Genomic DNA, 24830 nt, shown 5'->3' with positions numbered 1-24830 from the left:
GGTCGGTGCGGGACTACTCGAAACGGACGGACCCGCACCCGGAGGGTGGTCGCCGTCCGCCGCCGTCGAGGGCGCGCTCGACCGCGATCCGCACCACGCCGGAGCCGTAGCCCTTGCGCATGAGGAACCCGCTGAGACGTCGCTCGGCGGTCGCGCGGTCGAGCCCACGGAGCTGCCCGGCCCGCTTCTGAGCGAGCTCGATCGCGCGGACGAACTCGTCGTCCGCGTCGTCCGCCGCCGCCTCGAGCGCAGCGTCGATCGCCGTCTGGTCGATCCCGCGCCGACGGAGCTCCGCGACGACCCCCTGGCGCCCGAGGCCCTTCCGCTCGTGGAGCCGGTCGACCAGGTCCGTCGCCAGTGCCACGTCGTCGAGCAGTCCGACCCGGACGAGCCGTGCGACCTCGTGTTCGACGACGTCCGGGTCGAGGTCCTGCTTGGTCAGCACCTGACGCATCTCGGACTCGCTGACGCCCTTGCGCCCGAGCGCCCGCATGCTCACCCGTTCGGCATCAGCACGCTGCTCGTCGAGCGGTCGCGGAACCTCGTCGGGTTCGAGCTCCTGTCCCCCGCGGATCGAGAACACCGACGCCGCCGCAGCGTCCGCGGTCTCGGTGTCGTACCCGCGCTGAGCCTCGTACCCGGTCCGCTCCGACCGTGCACTCCGGCCGCTGCCGTCTCCGACGACGGGTGACAGCCACTCCGCCTGCGGACGAGCACCGTGCAGCGGCACCGGCGCATCGACGTCTGCCGCACCCAGGAACGCCGTCTCGGACGCCGTCTCCGCGCCGACCCCGGCCTCGTGCTCAGGTTCGGACTCGGGTTCGGGCTCGTACCAGCGCTCGTCGTCACCGGACGGCGCACCGGCGCGCGGGAGACCGTCGTGCCGCCCGACCGGCGGAACCGAGCGACCACGACGCGACCGCGCACCGAACAGGTCGGTCACCGGCGCGAGGTCTGCGTCGTGGTCGTGGTCGTCCGTCACGCGCCCTTGCGCTCCGCGATCTTCGGCGCGATGGACTCGACCTTGGCGTCGTCGGCGTCGGCCTTGGCGCCACCGACACCGAGCTTCGCGAGGATCTTGCCCTCGATCTCGGCGGCGATGTCGGCGTTCTGGATCAGGAACGAACGCGAGTTCTCCTTGCCCTGCCCCAGCTGGTCGCCGTCGTAGGTGTACCAGGCGCCCGACTTCTTGACGATGCCGTGGTCGACACCGAAGTCGAGCAGCGAGCCCTCGCGCGAGATGCCCGTGCCGTACAGGATGTCGAACTCCGCCTGCTTGAAGGGCGGCGCCATCTTGTTCTTGACGACCTTGACGCGCGTGCGGTTGCCGACCGCGTCCGTGCCGCTCTTCAGGGTCTCGATGCGACGGATGTCGAGACGGACCGACGCGTAGAACTTGAGCGCCTTGCCACCCGCGGTGGTCTCGGGGCTGCCGAAGAACACACCGATCTTCTCGCGCAGCTGGTTGATGAAGATCATCGTCGTCTGCGTCTGGTTCAGCCCCCCCGCGAGCTTGCGGAGCGCCTGCGACATGAGGCGTGCCTGCAGACCCACGTGCGAGTCACCCATCTCGCCCTCGATCTCGGCGCGGGGCACGAGCGCCGCGACGGAGTCGACCACGATCAGGTCGATCGAACCCGAACGGACGAGCATGTCGGCGATCTCGAGCGCCTGCTCACCCGTGTCGGGCTGGGACACGAGCAGCGCGTCGATGTCGACGCCGAGCTTCTTCGCGTACTCCGGGTCGAGCGCGTGCTCCGCGTCGATGAAGGCCGCGATGCCGCCGGCACGCTGCGCGTTCGCGATGGCGTGCAGCGTCAGGGTCGTCTTACCGGAGGACTCCGGGCCGTAGATCTCGATGATGCGGCCGCGCGGCAGTCCACCGATGCCGAGTGCGACGTCGAGCGCGACCGAACCGGTCGGGATGATGGCGACCGGAGCGCGGTCGTCCGACCCGAGGCGCATCACGGTGCCCTTGCCGAACTGGCGGTCGATCTGGGCGAGTGCGGTTTCGAGGGCCTTCTCGCGGTCTGCGGGTGATGGCATGGTGGTGCTCCTTCGTGCTCGGTGTCGGCCGCCTGTAGGCTGTCGCGTCCACCCCGGCCGGTGCTGCAGGGCCGGGACTTGAGCGACAAGGCTTCGGGCTGTTCCCGATGGCTCGAACCTAGGGCCGGCCACCGACATCACTGCCGGTCGACGCGCCACCTGTGGACGGACATCCGGAGCAACTCCGATGTGGAGGAACGTAGCACCGATCGAACACGCGTTCGAGCAACACGCCGAACACAGTTTCGGGTCGTGCGGACCGGGTCAGTCCCGCGGTTCCGCGAGCCCCTTGCCGTGCCGCTTGTCGAGCGGCACGTCCTGCGAGTCGCACAGCGCCTCCCACACACGACGCGCATCGATCCCGGCGTCGAGCGCGTCCGCCGCGGACCGCCCGCCCAGCTCCTCGAGCACGACGTCCCGCGTCACCACTGCGCCGTAGGCCGACCCGAACACCTGGTCGACGGCACGCCAGAACTCACTCACCCGCATCCGACCAGCGTAACGAGCGCCCCGGACAGCAGAACGCCCCCGCCTGCATCGGCGGGGGCGTCCGTGGAGCGGTACGGGGTCAGCGCACCGCGAGGTCGTTGTCGAACTCGGCGACGAGGTCGTCGGGCAGGGTGTCCGGGACCGGGGTGAGTCCCTCGACGACCGCGAGCCGGTCGCCGACCTCGCGCATGATGGTCGAGATGGGCGTGTCGAGCGCGTCGGCCACGGAGGCGAGGATCTCGGAGCTGGCCTCCTTCTGACCGCGCTCCACCTCGCTCAGGTACCCGAGAGCAACGCTGGCCTTGGACGCGACCTGACGGAGGGTCCGGCCCTTCTGCAAGCGGAAGTCCCGCAGCACGTCGCCGATCTCCTGACGAACGAGAACCATGAGAACTCCTCCTCTCTGTCGTCTCCGCGCCCGCCTGGTCCCGGTGACCGTGGTCGGGTTCAGCAACGGTGACGTTGCCGGTTGCAGCATGCTAGCGACGCCGGCTGCCGTCCTGCTGGAGATTGCGTGGGATGTAACCCAGCGGTAACGGGGCCTATTCCCCGCTGCGCACCGTCGCCGACATCCGTGCCAGGAGTTCGGAGACCGTGCCCTGTCGGATTGCCTCGCGGTCGCCCTCCAGGTGGAGTTCGTACGCCTCGGCGCCCGACGCGGACGCGATGCCGACGAACACCGTGCCCACGGGCTTGCCGTCCTGCGGGTCCGGGCCGGCGACACCGGTCGTGCTGATCCCCCACGTGGCGGGCTCGCCGTCGACCGCGAGTGCGGTGCGGACGCCGCTCGCCATCTGCCGGGCGACCTCGGGGTCGACCGCCCCGTGCTCGGCGAGGAGGTCCGCCGAGACGCCGAGCACGGTGTGCTTGACGGGCGTCGCGTACGCCACGACACCACCGCGGACGACGACGCTGGCCCCGGGGACCCCGACGAGGGTCGCCACGACGAGGCCGCCCGTGAGCGACTCGGCCACAGCCACGGTCTCGCCACGGGCGGTCAGCACGGCGACGAGCGCTGCGACGTCGGTCACGCGGCGGTCCGGTTGTGCTTCCAGGCCTGCCAGAGGTAGTCGGCCCCGCTGATCACGGTGGCGAGGAGCGCGGCGGTCATCAGGATGCCGTTCACCCAGTGCGCGAGGTCGCCGACGACGTTCCACCACGGGAACAGCGCGAGCGTGATCGCGACGGCCTGCAGCACGGTCTTGACCTTGCCGCCGCGGCTCGCCGGGATCACCCGGTCCGACAGGACGGCGAACCGGAAGACGGTGATGCCGATCTCGCGGAGCATGATCAGCACGGTCACGATCCAGGGCAGCTCACCGAGGATCGACAGCGCGACCAGGGCGCCGCCGATGAGCACCTTGTCGGCGATCGGGTCGACGAGCTTCCCGAAGTCCGTGACCAGGTTCTGGCGGCGGGCGATGATGCCGTCCGCGCTGTCGGTGACGATCGCCACGACGAAGACGACCGCGGCCCACACCCGCAGCGACGTGTCCTGCCCGCCGTCGGCGAGCAGCATCACGAAGAACAACGGCGCCATCAGGATGCGCACGACGGTGATGACGTTGGCGACGTTCGCGGTCGACGCCGGTCCCTCGCCCTTGCGGAGCAACCGGCCCCGCCACGGGAACCGGGCCGCCGAGCGGGTGTGCTGCGAGCTGGTCACGTCGTCACTCCCTGCCCGTCAGTCCCCAGGCGTCCTCGTCCGGACCGTCCTCTTCCTCAGGGTACCCGCGCGTCATGTCGGCGACCGGGTCGGTACCGTAGCGGTCCTCGTCCGGCGGCGTCGACGTCGGCGCGGATGCGACCGGTGCCGCCGGGCCCGGTGCGGGAGCCGCTGCCGGCTCGGCGGGCGGCTCCTCACCGCGGAGCTTCGCGAGGACGGCGGGCAGCTGGTCCGGCGTGACGAGCACGTCGCGGGCCTTCGACCCCTCGGACGGGCCGACGATGTCCCGCGACTCCATGAGGTCCATCAGGCGACCGGCCTTCGCGAACCCGACGCGGAGCTTGCGCTGGAGCATCGACGTCGAGCCGAACTGCGTCGACACGACCTGCTCGACCGCGGCGAGCAGCAGCTCGAGGTCGTCGCCGATGTCCGCGTCGATCTCCTTGCGCTCGACCACGGCGGCGACGTCCTGCCGGTACTCGGGCTGGGCCTGCCGGGTGACGTGCTGGACGACCTCGGCGACCTCGCTCTCCTGGACCCAGGCGCCCTGCACGCGGACGGCCTTCGAGGACCCCATCGGCAGGAACAGCGCGTCGCCCTGACCGATGAGCTTGTCGGCGCCGGGCTGGTCGAGGATGACGCGCGAGTCGGTGACGCTCGTCACCGCGAACGCGATGCGCGACGGCACGTTCGCCTTGATCAGACCGGTGATGACGTCGACCGACGGGCGCTGCGTCGCGAGCACGAGGTGGATGCCGGCAGCGCGGGCGAGCTGGGTGATACGGACGATCGACTCCTCGACGTCGCGGGGCGCGACGAGCATGAGGTCGGCGAGCTCGTCGACGACGACGAGCAGGTACGGGTAGGGCTTGAGCTTCCGCTCGCTCCCGGCCGGCAGGACGATCTCGTTGTTCTCGATGGCCTTGTTGAAGTCGTCGACGTGGCGGAAGCCGAACGACGCCAGGTCGTCGTACCGCATGTCCATCTCCTTCACGACCCACTGCAGCGCCTCGGCCGCCTTCTTGGGGTTCGTGATGATGGGCGTGATGAGGTGCGGGACCCCCGCGTAGATCGACAGCTCGACGCGCTTCGGGTCGACGAGGACCATCCGGACCTCGGACGGCTTCGCGCGCATGAGGAGCGACGTGATCATCGAGTTGATGAACACCGACTTGCCGGAGCCCGTCGAGCCCGCGACGAGCATGTGCGGCATCTTCGCGAGGTTCGCGACGACGAAGCCTCCCTCGACGTCCTTGCCGACGCCGATCGTCATCGGGTGCTTGGACTTCCGCGCCGCGTTCGAGCGCAGGACGTCGCCGAGCGAGACGACCTCGCGGTCGGTGTTCGGGATCTCGACGCCGATCGCGCTCTTGCCGGGGATGGGCGAGAGGATGCGGACCTCGTTCGACGCGACCGCGTACGACAGGTTCTTCGACAGCGCCGTGACCCGCTCGACCTTGACGCCCGGACCGAGCTCGATCTCGTAGCGCGTGACCGTCGGGCCCCGGGAGAAGCCGGTGACCTTCGCGTCGACCTTGAACTCCGTGAGGACGCCCGTGATCGCGGCGACGATGTCGTCGTTCGCCTGGCTGCGGGCGACCGACGGCGTCCCGGCGCTCAGTGTCGTCGCTGCGGGCAGTCGGTACGGCGCGGACGGGTCCTCGTCCGCTGCGCCCGCGGCGGGGAGCCCCTGCAGGTCGTCCTCGGCCGGTTCGGCGTCCGGCACCGACGCGGGTGCCGAGGCGGACACGACCGGCGAGACGCCGGCGTCCGGGCGCGCGACCGGTGCGACGGCCGGCGTGGCAGCCGGAGCCACGACCGACGCAGCCGCCGCGTGGTCGGGCACGGCGACCCCGGCGTCGCGGAGCACGCGCTCCGCGACCTCGAGGTCCTGCTCGATGGAGTCGTTGAGGTTCACCGATCCGGGCTCGGTCGGCGTGTGGTCGACCAGGCCGGCCGCGGCACCCGCGTTCGGGCGCTCGGACGTCGGCGCGGGCGCGGGCGCGGGCAGCACCGGGGTGTCGTACGCGGGGTCCTCTTCGCGACCGGAGCCGTTGCGCCGCCACCACGGGACGGTGCCGCCCTCGGGCTGGTCGCCGCCGGACTTCTGGTCGCCCTCGAAGCCGAGGTCGTCGAAGAGCTGGAAGTCGCCCTCGCCGCCCTGCTGGCGCTTGCGACCGCGGGGCCGCGGAGCAGGAGCGTCGGCGTCGGCGGCCGGGTCGGCCTCGGGCGCCGGGGCGCCGAACAGGTAGGCGTAGAGCTCGTGCAGCCGTCGACCGGTCTTGTTCGGCGGCGTCTTGGTGATGATGAAGAGGGAGAGCACGAGCAGCAGCACGGCGACGGGTACCGCAACCCAGACCGTGGCGACCGCGACGAGCCAGCTGATGACGACCCAGCCGAGCACTCCGCCCGCCGCGGCGAGGGCGACCATGCCGTCCGCGGCGCTCGGCTGTCCGCCGAACACGTGGCAGAGCGAGGCGATCGACACGAGCATCAGCCCGAGCCCGATCCCGATCCGGGTGTTGTCGTGCACCGAAGCGGGGTGCCGGAACAGCCACCCGGCGAAGACGATCATGATCACCGGGAGCGCGACTGCCAGCCGGCCGAAGAGCCCGCCGAACGTGTACGCGTCGAGCGCGACCGACACCGGGTTCGTCGGGTTGAGCCACTCGACCACGCCGCCCGCGATCGCGAGCACGAACAGCAGGAACGGGAAGCCGTCGCGGCGCTGGTCCTTCTCGAGGGACTCCTTGCCGAGCAGCCGGAAGAGCGCGCCGACCCCGTGGGCCATGCCGAGCCAGGCGCTCACGATCGGGTTCTGCTCGCGGAACACCGGCGTCGGTGCGGCCTGCGGCAGCTTCTTCGTGGTCGCCTGCGTGCGCGACGTCCCACGCGACCCGCTCCCGCGGGACGACGATGACGCGCGCGAACGCGTGGTCGACTTGGTGCCTCCGGCCATGGGGACGACCCTAATCCCCGCTCGGGACATTCCGCGGTCGCCCCGCCATCAGTACCGGATCGCGTCGATGACCTTGACGCGGACCGCGACGATCGCCGGCAGGAACCCGGCGAGCGCCCCGACGAGCACGGCCGACCCGACCCCGACGAGCGCGGCCTCGACCGGGAACGGTGCCCCGCCCACGTCGACGCCCTGCGTGATGAGGCCGCGGACGGTGTCGTTCCCGAGCAGCGCGGCACCGACCATCACGCCGACGCCGCCCGCGACGAGCGTGCCGAGCACGTTCTCGAGCAGGACCGCGACGAAGATCCGTCCCGCGGTCGCCCCGACGCCCCGTCGCACCCCGATCTCGCGGATGCGCTGGCGGACGCTGACGAGCGACACGTTGAGCAGGCCGAGCCCACCGAGCACCAGGACCAGCACCGCGACGCCAGCGATCACCCAGCGGAGCGGGCCGAGCGGGTCGCCGTCCACCTGACCGGCCGCGTCGGACCGGTCCGCGGAGACGGTCCACCCGGGGCCGAGGGCACGCTCGGCGTCGGCGGCGATGCGTTCGGCGACGGCCTTGCCGGAGGCCGCCGGGACCCACGCCTGGAAGGTCCGGCCCGCCCCGAGGTCCGGCGACACCGCGGCGTTCGCGGTCGCGACGGAGTTCGCCAGCTGGTAGAAGGACGGATCGGTGTCGTACTCCGACGACACCACCTGGCCGATCACGACGGCGGTGACGTCGGGCGTCCCCGGGAGTCGCACGACCGGGTGCGTCACGATGTCCGGGCTGCCGATCCGCTCGAGGAACGCCCGGTTGACGACGATCGCGGGGGCCAGGCGGTCCCGGTCCCGCTCGGTGAACCACGCCCCCGACGCGAGCCGCACGCGGTGCATCTCGGCGTACGCGGGGTCGACCGTCGTGCCCTGTACGAGCGCGACCCCGTCCGGGAACTGCACGTCGCGCTGCACGAACGTGGCCTCGGACGTGTACCGGACGTCGTAGCGCTCGGCTCCGGCGCGCAGCTCGCGGTCGAGCGCCGCGGCGTCCGCGACGGCCGCCGTGCCCGCGGGGTCCGCGGATCCGGAGCCGGTGGTGGAACCGCTGAACGAGTACGTCGCGGGTCGGCCGCCGTACTGCTCGTTGAACGCGGCGGTGACCCGTTCGGCGAGCGACCCGAAGCCGACGACGACCGCGAGGGACGCCACGGCGATCGTCACGCCGACCAGGCTGAGGACGACGCGGCCGCGGTGCACGCGGAGCTCCTGCCACGACTCGACGAACGTGCCGACGACCGTGGTGACCACCCGGTTCACGCGACGACCCCCACGGCACCGGACGGAGCAGCCCCCACCACAGCACCGCCCTCGGCCACGAGCCCGTGGTCGATCCGGTGCACCACGTCGGCCCGGGCGGCGACCGCGGGGTCGTGCGTGATCGTCACCAGGGCCGCACGCGTCTCGGCCGCGACGGTCTCGAGCAGCTCCATCACGACCCGCCCGGTGTCGACGTCGAGCGCCCCGGTCGGCTCGTCGGCCAGGATCAGGCGCGGGGCGCGGACGAGCGCGCGGGCGATCGCCACGCGCTGTTGCTCACCGCCCGAGAGCCGGTGCGGCTGCGTGTCCGCCTTGTCGGCGAGCCCCACCCGGTCGAGCATCTCGAGCGCGAGTCGGCGGCGCGACCAGAACGCGCGGCCGCTCGCGTAGAGCAGGGGCACCTCGACGTTCTCGACCGCGGTGCGGCCCTGCAGCAGGTTGAACTGCTGGAAGACGAAGCCGACGTCGGCGCCGCGGATCCGGTCGCGGCGGACGGACCCGGCGCGGCCGACGTCGCGTCCGTCGAACTCGTGCAGCCCGTCGGTCGGGGTGTCGAGCAGCCCGAGGACGTTGAGGAGCGTCGACTTGCCCGATCCGGACCGTCCGACGATGGCGACCCGGCTGTCCGCCTCGACGTCGAGGTCGACCCCGCGCAGGATCTCGAGCGTCGACCCGTCCGGCAGCGGCACGGACTTCCGGAGGTCCCGGACGTGCACCAGGCTCATCCGACGAACACCCCGCCCTCGTCCGTGCCCTCGTCGGACTGCTCCTGCTTGCCGGGGACGAACTGCAGGACCGTGTCGCCCTCGGCGAGCCCGGCCTTGACCTCGACGGTCTCGCCGTCGTTCAGGCCGAGCTCGACGGTCTTCTCGGAGCGCCCGCCGTCGCTGTCGACCACGGTCACGACGCCCTTCTGGGCGGTGCCCTCGACCGCGGTGGTCGGGAGCGTCAGGACCCCCTGCGCCGACCCGGCGGACACGGCGAGGGTGACCTCGAGCCCGGGGAACACGGTCACGCCGCCGGGGACGTCGCACCGGAGCTGGGTGCCGCCGGTGCCACCTCCGGCACCGTCCGCGCCGGTGCCGTCCGAGCCGTCGGAGCCCGTGCCGGACGAGCCGGCCGCGGACGAGCCGGCCCCGGAGCCGTCGGCCCCGGCGCTCGTGAGCGACAGGTTCGTGCACGTGAACGGGGCCGGGCCGTCGGTGATGGTGACGGTGGCCTCGGACGGCCGCGAGGTCAGCCGGTACAGCTGCGCGGCACCGAGCGTCGCGGTCGCCCGGTAGGCCTCCGGCGCGACGCGGGCCACCACGTCGCCGATCGCGACGGGCTGCTTCGCGACGAGGTCCAGCCCCGAGACCACCCCGGCTGCGGGCGCGACGACGGTGGCGAAGGTCACCTTCGCGGGCAGCGGCTGCCCGTCCTCCGTCGTGCCGGTCGACGGGGTCTCGACACGGACGTCGACAATCGGGGCGCCCTGCTCGACCGCGGTGCCGTTCCCGACGAACACCTTGTTGATCGTGCCCTCGGCGGTGGCGCGGACCGGGGTCGCGGCGACCGACTCGATGGTCCCCTTCGCCTCGACGTCGTTGACGACGTCCCCGGTGGTGACGGTGACGGTCGGGTCTTCGAGCTGCGCCGTCGGCGTGGTCTCCTGCCCCTCGGGCTGCGCGGCGAAGAACGCGAGACGGACGAGGGACACCGCGATGACGGCGAACACGAGGAACTTCAGGCCGGGCCACACCCAGCGACGCAGGACGGTCACGCTCCGGACGGTAGCGACTGGTATTCCAGATGCGCGTCATCCTGTGGGATGAAACAGGTTGGCCGCCGGGCCGGGACCGCTCCGACCCCGCCGGCCCGTCCCCGACTGCCCGCCACGGGGTGCGGAACGGCCTGGAGGCACGGGGCAGGGTCCGTGACGGACCCGCACCGTGCCTCCAGGCCGGTTCTCGCAGCAGCGCTGCGCGCTGCCTACGCCTCGATGACCACCGGGACGATCATCGGACGGCGGCGGTGCTTGGTGTTGACCCAGCGGCCCACCGTGCGCCGCACCACCTGGCTGAAGGCGTGCGAGTCGCGCGTGCCGTTGGCGGCCGCCTCGGCGAGTGCCTTGGTGATCTGCGGGCGGACGCTGTCGAAGACCGAGTCGTCCTCGGCGAAGCCGCGCGACTGGATCTCGGGGCCGACGACGCACTGACCGGTCGTGAAGTCGACCGCGCAGAAGACGGAGATGAAGCCCTCCTCCGCGAGGACCCGGCGGTCCTTGAGGTCGGCGTCGGTGATCTCGCCGACGGTGGAGCCGTCGACGTAGACGTAGCCGATGTCCAGCTGGCCGGCGACCGTGACGCTTCCGTCCTTGAGGTCGACGACGATGCCGTCCTGGCCGAGGATGACGTTCCGCGGCGGGACACCCGTCTGGATCGCCAGGTCGGCGTTCGCGTACAGGTGCCGGTGCTCGCCGTGCACGGGGAGCACGTTCTTCGGGCGCAGGATGTTGTAGCAGTACAGGAGCTCGCCGGCCGAGGCGTGCCCGGAGACGTGCACCTTCGCGTTGCCCTTGTGGACGACCTTCGCGCCGAGCTTCGTCAGGCCGTCGATCACGCGGTAGACGGCGTTCTCGTTGCCGGGGATCAGGCTCGACGCCAGGATCACCGTGTCGCCCTCGCCGATCTCGATCTGGTGCTCGAGGTTCGCCATGCGCGCGAGGACGGCCATCGGCTCGCCCTGGGACCCGGTCGACATGTAGACGATCTGGTCGTCCGGGACGTTCTTCGCCTTCTTCGTGTCGATCAGCACGTCCTCCGGCACACGCAGGTACCCGAGCTCGGCGGCGATCGTCATGTTGCGGATCATCGAGCGGCCCATGAACGCGACCTTGCGGTTCGCGGCCGCGGCGGCGTCGAGGACCTGCTGCACGCGGTGCACGTGCGACGAGAAGCTCGCGACGACGACCTTCTTGCGGGCGCGCGTGATGACGTTCTCGAGCACGGGTCCGATGTCGCGCTCGGGCGCGGTGAAGCCCGGGACGTCGGCGTTCGTGGAGTCCGGCAGGAACAGGTCGACGCCCGCTTCGCCGAGGCGGGCGAACGCGCGGAGGTCGGTGATCCGGTCGTCGAGCGGCAGCTGGTCCATCTTGAAGTCGCCGGTGTGGAGCACACGGCCGGCGCCGGTCGTGATCGCGACGGCGAGCGCGTCCGGGATGGAGTGGTTCACGGCGACGAACTCGAGGTGGAACGGGCCGAGCTGCTCGGTCTGGTCCTCGGCCACGACGAGCGTGTACGGCTTGATCCGGTGTTCCTTGAGCTTCGCCTCGACGAGCGCGAGGGTCAGCGTGGAGCCGATCAGGGGGATGTCGCCCTTGAGCTTGAGCAGGTAGGGCACGGCGCCGATGTGGTCCTCGTGCCCGTGCGTGAGCACGACACCGAGGACGTCGTCGAGGCGGTCCCGGATCGGCCCGAAGTCCGGCAGGATGAGGTCGACGCCGGGCTGGTGCTCCTCGGGGAAGAGCACGCCGGCGTCGACGACGAGCAGCTTGCCGTCGAACTCGTACACGGTCATGTTGCGACCGATCTCGCCGAGACCCCCGACGGGGATCACGCGGAGGGTGCCGGGTTCGAGCGGCTGCGGTGTGGAGATCTGGGTGGGCATTCGGTCCTGACTGTCGTGCGACGCGCTGGTGCTGCGCCGCGGTCTTCCTAACGTGTGGTGCCTGGCACCTTCGGCAGTGCGCCGCCCGCCGCTGCGTTGCGGTCCGGGCGGAAGTTCGAGAAGTCGGCGCCGGGGATGTCCCGGACTGCTTCGAGGGAGGTCTCGATGGCGTAGGCCTCGGTGTCCTCGGGGCCGACGAGCGGCAGCCGGACGCGCGGGCTGCCGATGCGGCCGAGTCCGTGCAGCACGTACTTCGCCGCGACGGTCCCGGGGACGTGGGTCATGATCGCACGGACCAGGGGTTCGACGCGCTTGTGCTCGGCGGTCGCGGTCGCCAGGTCGCCGCGGTTCACCGCGTCGACGATGGTGCGGTACGGCGTGCTCGTGATGTTCGCGGTGACGCCGATCAGCCCGGTCGCGCCGATCGACAGGTGCGGCAGGACGTTCGTGTCGTCGCCCGAGAAGTACATGAGGTCGGTGTTGTTGAGCACGCGGGACACCTCGGCGAAGTCGCCCTTGGCGTCCTTCACCGCGAGGATGTTCGGGTGGTGCGACGCCCGCACGATGGTCTCGTACGTGATCGGGATGCCCGTGCGGCCGGGGATGTCGTACAGGATGACCGGCAGGTCGGTCGCGTCGGCGATCATCCGGAAGTGCGTGAGGACACCGGCCTGCGTCGGCTTGTTGTAGTACGGCGTGACGATCATCACACCGTCGGCGCCGGCCTTCTCGCTCTGCTTGTACAGGTGGATGGCGTGCGCGGTCTCGTTCGAGCCACCACCGGTGATGATCTTCGCGCGGCCGGCGGCGACGGACTTGCCGACCTCGACCAGGCGGAGCTTCTCCGGGTCGGTCAGCGTCGACGTCTCGCCGGTCGTCCCGGTGACGACGACGCCGTCGGCGCCGGCGGTGATGCAGTCGTCGATGTGCTGCTCGACGCCGGGCCAGTCGACCTCGCCGTCGGCCGTGAACGGCGTCACGAGGGCGACGAGGACCTGACCGAAGGGATTCTCACGCGGGGACACGCGGACCAGCGTACCGGCCCGGTGCGTCCGGCCGGCAGTCCGCCCGGACGGTGCGCGGCGGACGGACGTCGCCCGGTCTCGCGCACGTCGCACCCCGGTACGGACGTGGCACCCGGGCACAGCGGGTTGCGGTGCCGGCAGCGGGGTGCGACGCGAGGGTCGCTCGGCGCAGCCCGGCGGGTCCGAGCGCGGCGGCCGTCAGGCCCGCTCGGCGCGGCGCCACTCCCGGAAGCGGTAGCGGGTGGCGTCCACGCGGGACTCCTGCCACGGTCCGTCCTCGACGAGGGTCCACCCGTCGCCGAGCTCCGGCGCCCGGGTGTCACCCGGGACGTCCAGGTCGACGATCGTCTCCGACACCCGGTCGGCGAACGGCAGCGCCTCGGCGTACACGGCACCCCCGCCCATCACCCACACGGGCTCGTCGGTGTCGAGGGCGGCCCCCAGGTCGTGCGCCACCTCGGCACCCTCGGCCGTCCACGTCGGCTCGCGCGTCAACACGACGTTCCGGCGTCCCGGCAGCGGCCGGAAGCGCGGCGGCAGCGACTCCCACGTCCGTCGGCCCATCACCACGACACCGTCGCCGGTGACCTGCCGGAAGTGCGCGAGGTCCTCCGGCACGTGCCACGGGATGCCACCGTCGGCGCCGATCACCCCTGAGGCGGTCCGCGCCCACACCATGCCGACGCCGCGGACGGGCTCGGTCCACGCCATCAGACGGCGACCGCGGCCTTGATCGCCGGGTGGTGCTCGTACCCGACGACCGTGAAGTCCTCGTACTCGTAGTCGTCGATCGAGTCACGCGGGGCGAGCTCGAGCGTCGGGTAGGGGTAGGCCGTGCGGGACAGCTGCTCACGCACCTGGTCGACGTGGTTGTCGTAGACGTGGCAGTCACCGCCGGTCCACACGAAGTCGCCGACCTCGAGCCCGGTCTGCGCCGCGATCATGTGCGTGAGCAGCGCGTAGGACGCGATGTTGAAGGGGACGCCGAGGAACATGTCCGCGCTGCGCTGGTAGAGCTGGCACGACAGTTTGCCGTCGTTGACGAAGAACTGGAAGAACGCGTGGCACGGCGCGAGCGCCATGTCCGGCACGTCCGCGACGTTCCAGGCCGACACGATCAGCCGGCGGGAGTCCGGGTTCGTGCGGATCTGCTCGATGACCTGGGCGATCTGGTCGACATGCTCCCCCGACGGCGTCGGCCACGAGCGCCACTGCACGCCGTACACCGGGCCGAGGTCGCCGTCCTCGTCGGCCCACTCGTTCCAGATGCGGACGCCGTGCTCCTGCAGCCACCGTGCGTTGCCGTCGCCGCGCAGGAACCAGAGCAGCTCGTACGCGACGGACTTGAAGTGCACGCGCTTCGTCGTGACGAGCGGGAAGCCCTGCGACAGGTCGTAGCGCAGCTGCGCCCCGAAGATGCTCCGCGTGCCGGTGCCGGTGCGGTCGCCCTTCGGCGTGCCTTCCTCGAGCACCCGGCGCAGCAGATCCTCGTAAGGGGTCGGGACGGTGGGGTCGGGCTGCACGGTCTCGCTCACACGGAGACTCTACGACCCCACGCGGCGAAGCCCGAAGCGCACTGAGTACCGTGGCCCCCATGTCGACCCAGCCGCTCTCGATCCTCGTCGCCGGTGCGTCCGGCTTCATCGGGACCCCCCTCGTCCACGCCCTGCGCGAGGCCGGGCACCACGTCACCACGCTCACCCGCAGCGAGCCCCGCACCGCGAGCGCGTTCCGCTGGTCGCCCGGCACCCGTCCGCTCGACCCGGCGGTCGTCGACGGCGCGGACGTCGTGATCAACCTCGCCGGTGCGAACATCGGCAAGCTCCCGTGGACCGAGTCCTACAAGCGCGAGATCCTCGACTCCCGCGTGCAGGCGACGGACACCCTGGTCGAGGCCATGCGCCGGGCTGCGAACCCCCCGGCGCTCTTCCTGTCCGGGTCGGCCTCCGGCGTCTACGGGGACCGCCCGACGGACGTGCTCGACGACGACGCCGCGGCCGGCAGCGGGTTCCTCGCCGACGTCTGCACGAAGTGGGAGGCCGCCGCGACCGCCGCCCCCGAGGGCGTCCGGGTCGTGCTGCTCCGCACCGGCATCGTCGTCGGCCAGGGCGGCGGTGCGCTCGCGCCCCTCGTCCCGCTGACGAAGGCCGGCCTCGGCAGCAAGCTCGGCACGGGCGGTCAGTTCTGGCCGTGGATCGCGCTCGAGGACGAGGTCGGCGCGATCGTCCACCTCGCCACGAGCCCGGACGCCGCGCAGGTGTCCGGCCCGGTGAACCTCGCGGGTCCGGAGCCGTCGGTCGCGGACCGGATCACGAAGCGCGTCGCGCAGGACCTGCACCGTCCGTACCTGCTCGGCGTGCCGGCCTTCGCGCTGCGGCTGGTGCTGCGCCAGGCGGCCGACGAGATGCTCCTGTCGAACCAGCAGATGGTGCCGCGGAAGCTCGAGGAGTCCGGCTACACGTTCCGCCACCGGTACGCCGAGAGCGCGGTCGACGCCGCCTTCTGATCCGCACGGACGTCGCGGCGGTCGCGACGGTCGACCGGACGGGAGGCTCGTGGCGGGCCCGCCACGAGCCTCCCGTCCGTCAAGCCGTCAGTCCACCCGTCGGTCGGTGGGCGCGGTGGCGAGCGCCGTCCGCATCGCGGCCCGCGCGCGCTTGCGGTCACCCGCGGCGTCGTAGACGATACCGAGCCGGAACCAGGCCCGCCAGTCGTCGGGGTCGGCCTCGACCGCGTCCTTGTAGCGCGGGAAGACCTCGTCGGCCGCCGCACGGTCGGGGCGGCCGCTCGGCATGAGCGGCACGACGTCCTGCGGGGTGCCGCCCTCGCGCTCGAGGCGACGGCCGAGCCGGGTGATGCGGATCCCGAAGCGGAACTCGAGCACGAGCAGGAGCGCGCCGATCAGGGCGACCACGACGAGCGCGACGCCGATCCCGATGCCGATCGGCTGCCCCGTCGCCATGAACGCGACGGCGCGCTGCCCCACGACGACGATGTAGAGCAGGAGCAGGGCGGCCATCAGGGCGGCGGGCCAGAACGGCGAGCGGAACGAGCGGAGCACGGCGTGCCGCTCAGCCGATGCCGAGGACGCTGCCGAGCCCGACCGTCAGGCCACGGGTGTCGACCACGTGGGCGAGCGCTGCGCGGATGCCGGCGACGTACGCGACGTCGTCGTTCGTGTCGTGGCGGATCGTGACGGTCTCGCCGGGGCCGCTCAGGTGCACGTCCTGGACGGCCTTGACCCCGGGGAGCCGGAGCGAGTGGATCGGGACGCTCGCGACCTGCTGCCCGCGGGCGCGCTGGTCGACGTGCGGGGCGTCGACGGGGCCGACCTCGCGCCGGGCGTCCGCGATGAGCTCCGCGGTCCGCACGGCGGTCCCCGACGGCGAGTCGACCTTGCCGGCGTGGTGCGTCTCGACGATCTCGACCGCGGGGAACCACGGCGCCGCGATCGTGGCGAGGTGCGTCGCGAGTACCGAGCCGATCGAGAAGTTCGGCACGACGAGGACCCCCTGGTCTGGTCGTGCCTCGAGCCCGGCGCGGAGCGTCGCGAGCCGGTCGGACGACCAGCCGGAGGTGCCCACGAGCACGTTCGCGCCGCTCGCGAGGGCGTTGTCGACGATCGCCGGGCTGAGCGCCGGGACGGTCACGTCGACGACGAGTGCGGCGCCGCCGAACACCGACGGCGGTGCCTCGTGTGCGCCGTCCCGCGACGACAGGGAGGCGACGAGCTCGAAGCCGTCGAGGGACTCGACCACGGAGGCCACGAGGCCCCCGAGACGACCGGTGGCGCCGACGACGGCGACGGGAGTGACCATGGCTCCCATCCTAGGATCGGACCATGCCGCTCCAGGTCAGGTCCGTGCCCGCCGACGCGCCCGAGGTCGACGCCCTGCTCGACGCGTACCTCGACGAGCGCGAGGCCACGTTCCCGAGCGCGCAGGGGTCGTACTCGCGCAAGCGCACCCCGGCGGCGGAGTTCGTGCCGCCGAACGGCACCTTCGTCGTGGCGTACGACGGCGACCGGCCCGTCGGGTGCGGTGGGCTCCGCCGGATCGCCGACGACGGGGACGACGTCCGCTTCGAGGTCAAGCACGTGTACGTCACGCCGGCCGGTCGCGGGAAGGGTGTGGCGACCGCGGTGATGGACACGCTCGAGGACGCTGCCCGCGGGTTCGGGGCGACGAGCGTCGTCCTCGACACGAACGACTCGCTCGTCGCGGCCGGCGCGATGTACCGCGCCCGGGGTTACGAGCGGGTCGCGCCGTTCAACGAGAACCCGAACGCGACGGCCTGGTACCGGCGACCGGTCGGCTGAAGCCCGCCCGGAACGGTCGACGTCCCTAGACCGGCTGGTCGACCGGCAGCCCCGTGCGGAGCTCGACCGGCAGGTGCGCGAGGTCGTTCAGGGTGACGACCTCGGCCGGCTTGGCGGAGCGGATCCGGATGATCGTCAACGCCGTGTGCGCGACGTTCGTCCCCATCCACCGCCACTCCGGCGCCTGGAACGCCTCGCGCACGAACCACCCGATGACGGCGTTGTGCGTGATGAGCAGGTCGTGGCGGTCCTCGCGCGCCGGCGTGAACCACTCCGCGACGGCATCGCCCATCTGCGCCTGGCCCGCGACGATCTCCTCTTCCGTGACGCCGCCGTACCAGCCGTGGTAGGCGTGCGGCATGTCCGGGGTCGGACCGGAGGGGATGCAGTCGAAGAGCAGGGTCGAGGGCTCCGGCTGGATCGACGGCAGGCGCTGCGCGAGGAACGCCGCGGTCTCGCTCGGGGCGTCGAGCGGCGAGTGGTACACGCCGTCGAACGGGACCCCGCCGAGCCGGTCGGCGACGAGCATCGCCTGGCGCTTCCCGCGCTCCGAGAGCTTGCCGTCCCGCAGGCCGTGCTCGGCGTCCTGGTGCTCACCGTGCCGGACGAGGTACAGGTAGTGCGACACGTCGGTCACCCCTCGGCGCCGATGGCGGCCGCGAGCTCGTCGCGCTGGACGGCCCCCACGACCGAGGTGATGGTCGGGCGGGTGAGCAGGTCGCGGGCGAGGTCGAGGACGTCCGCCGGGGTCACCCGGTCGACCCGCTGCAGGGCGGTGCCGAGGTCGGTGAACTCGCCGGTGCCGAGCTCGGACCGGCCCAGCCGGGTCATCCGTGCGTCGCTGTCCTCGAGCGAGAGCGTCAGCGCGCCCTCGATCTGGCCCTTCGCGCGACGGAGCTCGTCGTCGGTGATGCCGTCGTCGACCATGCGCCGGAACTCGGCGTCGATGATCTCGACGACCCCGGCGACGTTGTCGGGGGCGCAGCCCGCGTAGACCCCGAAGGCCCCGTTGTCCAGGTACGCCGGCGCGAACGACGACACCGCGTAGGCGAGGCCCCGGCGCTCACGGACCTCTTGGAACAGCCGCGAGCTCATCCCGCCGCCGAGGACGGCGTTCAGGACGCTGAGCACCGGACGGCGCTCGTCACGGAGGTCGAGACCCTGCGATCCGCGGAGCATGCTGACCTGCTCGGTCGGACGGTGCGCGACGGCGAGCTTCGGCACGGCCGGGTCCGCCACGGGCTGCGGCGTCCGCCGGGCCAGCGGCGACGCGTGCGGGGCGTCCCGGAAGACGTGCTCGACCAGTTCGCGGAAGCGGTCGTGGTCCACGGCACCGGCGGCGGTCACCACGATGCCGTTCGGTGCGTAGTGCTCGCGGTAGTGGTCCAGGACCTCGGCGCGCCCGACCGCGCGGATGCTCTCGGGCGTCCCGCCGATCGGCCGACCGAGCGGGTGCCCGTCGAAGGCCGCGGCGAAGAACGCCTCGCCCGCGACGTCGGCCGGGTCGTCCGCGGCCATCGCGAGCTCCTCGAGGATCACGCCGCGTTCGACGTCGAACGCCTCGGCCTCGAGCACCGAACCGGTGACCATGTCCCCGATCACCTCGACCGCCATCGGGACGTCGGTGTCCCGGACGCGGGCGTAGTAGCAGGTGTACTCCTTCGCGGTCGCGGCGTTGTGCTCGCCGCCGACCGAGTCGAAGGAGATCGCGATGTCGAGCGCACTGCGGCGCTCGGTGCCCTTGAAGAGCAGGTGTTCGAGGAAGTGCGTGGAGCCGAACTGGCCCTCGCGTTCGTCGCGGGACCCGACGCCGACCCAGAAGCCGAGGCTCGTGGAACTGGCTCCGGGGACCGACTCGGTGAGGACCCGGACTCCGGAGGGCAGCACGGTCCGACGGACGAAGGCACCACCGGACGTCAGGAAGGACGTGTCCGGGGCCTCGAGCGGCAACGGTACTGGCTGGTTCATCGCAGACGAGCCTACTGACCCGCGGGCGCCGACCGCCCAGTTTCCCCAGGCCCACAGCACGTGCCTCGAACTGGGGTACATCGGATGAGGATAGAAAGACTCGTCTGTCTGTCCTCCACGTGGTACAGTTCTTGCATCGGGTCGGAAGCCCCCCTAGATTCCGACCCGATGGCTCGGGACATCAGTCCTCGCGCGGCGGAGTCCCCCCACTCCCCCGCGGAGCCGATGAGTCCGAGGAGCAACGCTGTGACGGTCGATTCCCCCCAACCGGCCGTCCAGCGTCTCCTCGGCCCGAGCACGAACCTCGCGTCGCCGGACGGGTCGAGCGTCCCCCCGGCTCCCCGTTCCGGCGGCGCGAAGGTCCGGATCCTCGAGACCGCGACACGCCTGTTCTACGAAGAGGGCATCCGCGGGGTCGGCGTCGACCGGCTCATCTCGGAGGCGAGCGTGACGAAGGCCACCTTCTACAAGCACTACGGCTCGAAGGACAACCTGATCCTCGCCTACGTGCGCACCCAGCACGAGCGCGTCCGCGCCGGCTTCGAGCAGCTCGTCTCCGACGCCGCCAGCCCCGAGGCCGCGGTGCGCGCCTGGGTCGCCGCCGTCTCGGACGAGGTCGGTCGTGCCGAGTTCCGCGGCTGCGCGTTCCTCAACGCCGCCGCCGAGTACCACGACCCGCGCGACCCCGTGCGCGAGGTCGTCGCCACCCACCGCGACTGGTACACGGACCAGCTCGCCTCGCTCCTGCAGCGCGCCGGGCACCCGCTGCCCGGCGACGGGGCCGACGAGCTCATGCTCGCGCGCGACGGCGCGATGGCCGGCGCGTACGCCGGCGACGCGATCGCCGCGACCGCGGCGCTCGGCCGCGTGGTCGACCGCGTCATCGCGGCCTGACGCCTCGCCTCCGACCCGACCGGCGGACGGGAGGCGCGTGGCGGGGCCCGCCACGATCCTCCGGGCCGACCCGTCCCACCTGTGCGACAGGAGCAGGGTGTTTGCTGGCGGCATGGCCAACGACCCCAACTGGAACCTCCCCGAGGTCCCCACGTTCACCCTGACGAGCCCCGACTTCTCCGACGGCGACGCGCTGCCCGACTGGGCGCGCGGCGCCGACGCCGGTGGCGAGGACCGCTCCCCCGCGCTCGAGTGGTCCGGGGCGCCCGAGGGCACGCAGAGCTACGTCCTCACCGTGTACGACCCCGACGCCCCGACCGGCTCGGGCTTCTGGCACTGGAGCCTGACCGACCTGCCGGCGTCGACGACCTCGCTGCCCCAGGGTGCCGGGACCGACGACGCGCTGCTCCCCGCCGAGGCGCTCCGCCGCCGCAACGAGTACGGGACCGACACCTTCCTGGGTGCCGCACCGCCCGCCGGCCACGGCCCGCACCGGTACGTGTTCACGCTGAGCGCGCTCGACGTACCCGTGCTCGAGGCACCCGCCGACGCCACCCCCGCCGTGGTCGGCTTCCTGCTCCGCGAGCACCTGCTCGGGCGCGCGCAGCTCACCGGCACGCAGGAGACCCCGGCGTCCTGACGCCCCGCGCCACGAAGACGACGACGGCCGTCACTCCCGCGGGAGTGACGGCCGTCGTGGGTCAGCCGGGGATCAACCCTCGGCGTTGTCCTCGGTGTGCTTCTCGTGGCCCTCGCGGCCCTCGGTGTCCACCTCGTCGGCGACGACCGGCGCGAGCGACAGCTTGCCGCGGTCGTCCACCTTGGTGACCTCGACCAGGATCTTCTGGCCGACGCCCAGGACGTCCTCGACGTTCTCCACGCGCTTGCCACCGGCGAGCTTGCGGACCTCGGAGACGTGCAGCAGCCCGTCGCGGCCCGGGAGCAGCGACACGAAGGCACCGAAGGTCGCGATCTTGACGACCGTGCCGAGGAACTGGTCGCCGATCTCCGGGTTCGTCGGGTTCGCGATCGCGTTGACCTGCGCACGGGCGGCCTCGGCCGAGGGACCGTCGACGGCGCCGATGTAGACGGTGCCGTCGTCCTCGATCGAGATGTCGGCACCGGTCTCGTCCTGGATGCCGTTGATCGTCTTGCCCTTCGGGCCGATCAGCTCGCCGATCTTGTCGACGGGGATCTGCACCGAGATGACGCGCGGGGCGGTGTCGGCCATCTCGTCGGGGGCGTCGATCGCCTCGGTCAACACGCCGAGGATGGCGGAGCGCGCTTCCTTGGCCTGCTTGAGCGCGGCGTCGAGGACCGACGAAGGGATGCCGTCGAGCTTCGTGTCGAGCTGGATCGCCGTGACGAAGTCGGACGTGCCGGCGACCTTGAAGTCCATGTCGCCGAGGGCGTCCTCGGCACCGAGGATGTCGGTCAGCGCCGCGTAGCGGGTCTGGCCGTCGACGGTGTCGGAGACGAGGCCCATCGCGATGCCCGCGACCGGCGCCTTGAGGGGCACACCGGCGTTGAGGAGCGACAGGGTCGAGGCGCAGACGGAGCCCATCGACGTCGAACCGTTGGAGCCGAGGGCCTCGGACACCTGACGGATGGCGTAGGGGAACTCCTCGCGCGACGGCAGCACCGGCACGAGGGCGCGCTCGGCGAGGAAGCCGTGCCCGATCTCGCGACGCTTGGGCGAGCCCACGCGGCCGGTCTCACCGGTCGAGTAGGGCGGGAAGTTGTAGTGGTGCAGGTAGCGCTTCTTCGTGACGGGCGACAGCGAGTCGATCTGCTGCTCCATCTTGAGCATGTTCAGCGTGGTGACGCCGAGGATCTGCGTCTCGCCGCGCTGGAAGATCGCGGAACCGTGGACGCGCGGGATCACGGCGACCTCGGCGTCGAGCGGACGGATGTCGGCGAGGCCGCGACCGTCCATGCGGACCTGCTCGGTCAGGATGCGGCCGCGGACGACCTTCTTCGTGACCGACTTGTAGGCGCCGCTGACCTGGCCGTTGGCGGACTCGGGGAGTTCCCCGGCCTCGACCTTGGCCGCGATGGCCTCCTTGACCTTCGCCTTGAGGGCGTCGTCCTTGTCCTGGCGCTCGAGCTTGCCGGCGATCTGGTAGACGTCCCCCAGCTCGTCGAGCGCGAGGGCCTCGACCGCGTCGTAGACCTCGGGGGCGTAGGGCGGGAAGACCGGGTAGTCCTGGATCTCCTTGGCCGACTGGGCGGCCATCTTCGCCTGCGCCTCGACGAGGACCTTGAGGAACGGCTTGGCCGCCTCGAGGCCCTGCGCGACGACGGCCTCGTCCGGCTTGGTCGCGCCGCCCTGGATGAGGTCCCAGCTGTGCTCGGTGGCCTCGGCCTCGACCATCATGATCGCGACGTCCTCGTTGCCCTGGTCGTCGGTGACGACGCGGCCGGCGACCGTGAGGTCGAAGACGGCCTCGGCGAGCTGCGACGCCTTCGGGAACGCGACCCACTGGTCGCCGATGAGGGCGAGGCGCACACCGGCGATCGGGCCGGAGAACGGCAGACCGGAGATCTGCGTCGAGGCGGACGCGGCGTTGATCGCCAGTGCGTCGTAGAACTCGTCCGGCGCGATGCTCAGGACGGTGATGACGATCTGGACCTCGTTGCGGAGGCCGTCGACGAACGACGGGCGCAGCGGCCGGTCGATGAGGCGGCAGACGAGGATCGCCTCGGTGCTGGGACGGCCTTCACGACGGAAGAACGAACCGGGGATCTTGCCGGCGGCGTACGAGCGCTCCTCGACGTCGACGGTCAGCGGGAAGAAGTCGAAGCCCTCCCGCGGGTGCTTGCCGGCGCTGGTGGCCGAGAGGAGCATGGTCTCCTCGTCGAGGTACGCGGCGACCGCGCCCTGCGCCTGCTGTGCGAGGCGGCCGGTCTCGAACCGGACGACGCGCTTGCCGAACTTGCCGTTGTCGATGACGGCTTCGGCGAACTTGATCTCGGGACCCTCCAAAAGGGTGCCTCCTTGACGTGTTCGGCAGACCGGGGCGACGGCACCTGTGGTGCGTGCACGCCGAGGGGTCGGGGCGCATGTCTGGCCAGCAGTAGAAGCACTCGGGACTCCGAACGGCCCGCGAGCCACCACCGATGACCAGCTCCGTGCCGGGTCTGCGCAGTGTTTTGGTGTCACAGCGAGTGTGACGTCCGGGGAACGGTCCCCGCACGGTGAGGACTTTACCAGCCCTCAGGCACCACGGCGGCGAGGCGCCGGGGACGCGGGCGTGTCCCCGCTAGCCTGCCGACATGCGTCTCTCTCCGTCCCGGAGCGTGCTCGTCGCGGCCGCCGTGGTCGTCGGCGCGCTCGTCGTGCCCGCTCTGACCGCCGCGCCCGCGAGCGCCACCGACTACCCCACGTGGGCGGACGTGCAGGCCGCGAAGGGCAACGAGCAGGCCAAGCAGGCCGAGATCGGCACCGTGCAGGACGCCCTGCACGCCGCCCAGGCCGACGCCGCCGCCAAGTCGCAGACCGCGCTCGACGCGTCGGCCGCCGCGGACGCCGCCGAGGCGGACCTCAGCGCCGCCACGCAGGCCGCCACGAGCCTCCAGGCCCAGGCCGACGACGCCCAGCGGACGGCCGACCGTGCTCAGGCCCGGGCCGGTCAGCTCGCCGCGAGCCTGTACCGGGACGGCAGCGAGAACGCGATGGCCACCCGGATCGCGACCGCCGAGGACCCGGACGACCTGCTCTACCAACTCGGCGCGCTCGACCAGCTGACGGGCACGTGGACGGACGTCCTGGACGACGCCTCGGTCGCCGCCCACACCGCGTCGTCGCTGCACGAGCAGGCGACCCGCGCCGAGGACGAGCGGGCGTCCCTCGCGTCGGCTGCCGAGCGGAAGTCCGACGCGGCGACGGCGGCGGCGAAGACCGCGGCGCAGGCGGTCGCGAGCACCCAGCAGCACAGCGACGAGCTGTACGCGCAGCTCGCCTCGTTGAAGGACACGACCGCGGCGACCGAGCAGCAGTACGCCGTCGGGCAGGCGGTGGCCGCGCAGGCGGCGGCGCAGGCACGCGCGGCGCAGGCTGCGGCGCAGGCAGCGGCAGCGGCGAAGGCCCAGGCCACGCCGGGGAGCTCGAGTGCGGCGTCCTCCGGCAACGCGTACCCGAGCACCGACGGCGTCGTGGTCGACCCGGCCGGCGCACAGGCCTACGCCCGCGGCGCCATCGGTGCGTACGGCTGGGGCTCCGACCAGTTCTCGTGCCTCGTGTCGCTCTGGACGCAGGAGTCCGGCTGGCGTGCGAACGCCCTGAACGTGTCGAGCGGGGCGTACGGGATCCCGCAGTCCCTGCCGGCGAGCAAGATGGGCGTGGCAGGAGCGGACTGGCGGACGAACGCGGCGACGCAGATCAACTGGGGCCTGGCGTACATCCACGACGCGTACGGCTCGCCCTGTGCCGCGTGGAACCACGAGATGAGCGAGAACCCGCACTGGTACTGAGCGGGTGCGCGTCCGGGTGACGGCGGGACGCCCCCGGCCCGG

Annotated in this window: 24 protein-coding genes; 5 read left to right on the top strand and 19 right to left on the bottom strand. The window is 72.0% G+C overall.

Going from position 1 to position 24830, the window contains the following annotated elements; all coding sequences use genetic code 11:
- Window positions 1-13: 13 nt before the first annotated feature.
- The 14 genes from DEU32_RS02225 to DEU32_RS02160 form a co-directional block, all read right to left on the bottom strand.
- Window positions 14-982, bottom strand: coding sequence for a regulatory protein RecX (locus DEU32_RS02225; protein ID WP_114849118.1), 969 nt, complete (start codon window positions 980-982; stop codon window positions 14-16).
- On the bottom strand, window positions 979-2046 hold the full coding sequence (gene recA, locus DEU32_RS02220) for a recombinase RecA (RefSeq protein WP_114849117.1): 1068 nt from the start codon (window positions 2044-2046) through the stop codon (window positions 979-981). Before recA ends, DEU32_RS02225 begins: the two co-directional genes overlap by 4 nt.
- Before the next feature lie 264 nt (window positions 2047-2310).
- A complete protein-coding gene (locus DEU32_RS02215; protein ID WP_114849116.1) occupies window positions 2311-2535 on the bottom strand; it encodes a DUF3046 domain-containing protein in 225 nt (74 codons plus the stop codon).
- A gap of 79 nt (window positions 2536-2614) precedes the next feature.
- Window positions 2615-2923 (bottom strand): helix-turn-helix domain-containing protein, encoded by a 309-nt coding sequence (locus tag DEU32_RS02210; RefSeq protein ID WP_058742950.1) that lies wholly within the window; start codon window positions 2921-2923, stop codon window positions 2615-2617.
- Between the two features lie 154 nt (window positions 2924-3077).
- Window positions 3078-3566: a CinA family protein gene (locus DEU32_RS02205; protein ID WP_114849115.1), complete on the bottom strand. Its 489-nt coding sequence runs from the start codon at window positions 3564-3566 to the stop codon at window positions 3078-3080.
- Window positions 3563-4201, bottom strand: a complete 639-nt coding sequence (gene pgsA, locus DEU32_RS02200) for a CDP-diacylglycerol--glycerol-3-phosphate 3-phosphatidyltransferase (protein WP_114849114.1) — start codon at window positions 4199-4201, stop codon at window positions 3563-3565. The genes DEU32_RS02205 and pgsA overlap by 4 nt, the downstream gene beginning before the upstream one ends.
- 4 nt (window positions 4202-4205) lie before the next feature.
- Window positions 4206-7160, bottom strand: coding sequence for a DNA translocase FtsK (locus DEU32_RS02195; RefSeq protein WP_114849113.1), 2955 nt, complete (start codon window positions 7158-7160; stop codon window positions 4206-4208).
- A gap of 48 nt (window positions 7161-7208) precedes the next feature.
- Window positions 7209-8462, bottom strand: coding sequence for an ABC transporter permease (locus tag DEU32_RS02190; RefSeq protein WP_114849112.1), 1254 nt, complete (start codon window positions 8460-8462; stop codon window positions 7209-7211).
- On the bottom strand, window positions 8459-9187 hold the full coding sequence (locus DEU32_RS02185) for an ABC transporter ATP-binding protein (RefSeq protein ID WP_114849111.1): 729 nt from the start codon (window positions 9185-9187) through the stop codon (window positions 8459-8461). The genes DEU32_RS02190 and DEU32_RS02185 overlap by 4 nt, the downstream gene beginning before the upstream one ends.
- Entirely contained in the window at window positions 9184-10224 is a 1041-nt protein-coding gene (locus tag DEU32_RS02180) for an HlyD family efflux transporter periplasmic adaptor subunit (protein WP_114849110.1), read from the bottom strand. Before DEU32_RS02180 ends, DEU32_RS02185 begins: the two co-directional genes overlap by 4 nt.
- Window positions 10225-10433: 209 nt before the next feature.
- Window positions 10434-12110 (bottom strand): ribonuclease J, encoded by a 1677-nt coding sequence (locus DEU32_RS02175; protein ID WP_114849109.1) that lies wholly within the window; start codon window positions 12108-12110, stop codon window positions 10434-10436.
- Between the two features lie 47 nt (window positions 12111-12157).
- The gene (dapA, locus tag DEU32_RS02170) at window positions 12158-13135 is read right to left on the bottom strand and encodes a 4-hydroxy-tetrahydrodipicolinate synthase (protein WP_114849209.1); all 978 of its coding nucleotides are present in this window, start codon (window positions 13133-13135) and stop codon (window positions 12158-12160) included.
- A 198-nt stretch (window positions 13136-13333) separates the two neighbouring features.
- Window positions 13334-13846: a dihydrofolate reductase gene (locus DEU32_RS02165; RefSeq protein WP_114849108.1), complete on the bottom strand. Its 513-nt coding sequence runs from the start codon at window positions 13844-13846 to the stop codon at window positions 13334-13336.
- Window positions 13846-14670, bottom strand: coding sequence for a thymidylate synthase (locus DEU32_RS02160; protein ID WP_114849107.1), 825 nt, complete (start codon window positions 14668-14670; stop codon window positions 13846-13848). Before DEU32_RS02160 ends, DEU32_RS02165 begins: the two co-directional genes overlap by 1 nt.
- Window positions 14671-14729: 59 nt before the next feature.
- On the opposite strand from DEU32_RS02160, the gene DEU32_RS02155 reads away from it, so the two are divergent.
- A complete protein-coding gene (locus DEU32_RS02155) occupies window positions 14730-15641 on the top strand; it encodes a TIGR01777 family oxidoreductase (protein ID WP_181819167.1) in 912 nt (303 codons plus the stop codon).
- Window positions 15642-15728: 87 nt separating this feature from the next.
- Here DEU32_RS02155 and DEU32_RS02150 read toward each other — a convergent pair whose 3' ends face one another.
- Window positions 15729-16154 (bottom strand): tetratricopeptide repeat protein, encoded by a 426-nt coding sequence (locus tag DEU32_RS02150; protein WP_114849208.1) that lies wholly within the window; start codon window positions 16152-16154, stop codon window positions 15729-15731.
- A gap of 52 nt (window positions 16155-16206) precedes the next feature.
- The gene (locus tag DEU32_RS02145) at window positions 16207-16953 is read right to left on the bottom strand and encodes a 4-hydroxy-tetrahydrodipicolinate reductase (protein ID WP_258554754.1); all 747 of its coding nucleotides are present in this window, start codon (window positions 16951-16953) and stop codon (window positions 16207-16209) included.
- A gap of 23 nt (window positions 16954-16976) precedes the next feature.
- On the opposite strand from DEU32_RS02145, the gene DEU32_RS02140 reads away from it, so the two are divergent.
- Window positions 16977-17453 carry a GNAT family N-acetyltransferase gene (locus DEU32_RS02140; protein ID WP_114849104.1) on the top strand — a complete coding sequence of 159 codons (477 nt, stop codon included), beginning with the start codon at window positions 16977-16979 and terminating at the stop codon, window positions 17451-17453.
- A 25-nt stretch (window positions 17454-17478) separates the two neighbouring features.
- On the opposite strand, the gene DEU32_RS02135 is transcribed toward DEU32_RS02140, so the two are convergent.
- Both DEU32_RS02135 and DEU32_RS02130 read right to left on the bottom strand, forming a co-directional pair.
- The gene (locus tag DEU32_RS02135; RefSeq protein WP_114849207.1) at window positions 17479-18081 is read right to left on the bottom strand and encodes a histidine phosphatase family protein; all 603 of its coding nucleotides are present in this window, start codon (window positions 18079-18081) and stop codon (window positions 17479-17481) included.
- A 5-nt stretch (window positions 18082-18086) separates the two neighbouring features.
- Window positions 18087-19421: a pitrilysin family protein gene (locus tag DEU32_RS02130; RefSeq protein WP_114849103.1), complete on the bottom strand. Its 1335-nt coding sequence runs from the start codon at window positions 19419-19421 to the stop codon at window positions 18087-18089.
- A gap of 246 nt (window positions 19422-19667) precedes the next feature.
- Between DEU32_RS02130 and DEU32_RS02125 the strand changes: the two genes are divergently transcribed.
- Window positions 19668-20315: a TetR/AcrR family transcriptional regulator gene (locus DEU32_RS02125; RefSeq protein WP_181819166.1), complete on the top strand. Its 648-nt coding sequence runs from the start codon at window positions 19668-19670 to the stop codon at window positions 20313-20315.
- 112 nt (window positions 20316-20427) lie between these two features.
- The gene (locus DEU32_RS02120; protein ID WP_114849101.1) at window positions 20428-20955 is read left to right on the top strand and encodes a YbhB/YbcL family Raf kinase inhibitor-like protein; all 528 of its coding nucleotides are present in this window, start codon (window positions 20428-20430) and stop codon (window positions 20953-20955) included.
- A gap of 72 nt (window positions 20956-21027) precedes the next feature.
- Here the strand turns inward: DEU32_RS02120 and DEU32_RS02115 are convergent, their stop codons facing one another.
- Window positions 21028-23301, bottom strand: coding sequence for a polyribonucleotide nucleotidyltransferase (locus DEU32_RS02115; RefSeq protein WP_114849100.1), 2274 nt, complete (start codon window positions 23299-23301; stop codon window positions 21028-21030).
- Window positions 23302-23591: 290 nt separating this feature from the next.
- Between DEU32_RS02115 and DEU32_RS02110 the strand changes: the two genes are divergently transcribed.
- The gene (locus DEU32_RS02110) at window positions 23592-24788 is read left to right on the top strand and encodes a lytic transglycosylase domain-containing protein (RefSeq protein ID WP_114849099.1); all 1197 of its coding nucleotides are present in this window, start codon (window positions 23592-23594) and stop codon (window positions 24786-24788) included.
- Window positions 24789-24830: the final 42 nt, after the last annotated feature.

Origin of the sequence: Curtobacterium sp. AG1037, from assembly GCF_003349855.1 — a bacterium.
Classification (GTDB): Bacteria; Actinomycetota; Actinomycetes; order Actinomycetales; family Microbacteriaceae; genus Curtobacterium; species Curtobacterium citreum.
Note: the sequence above shows the minus strand (reverse complement) of the source record. Positions and strands in the feature narration are given on the sequence as shown.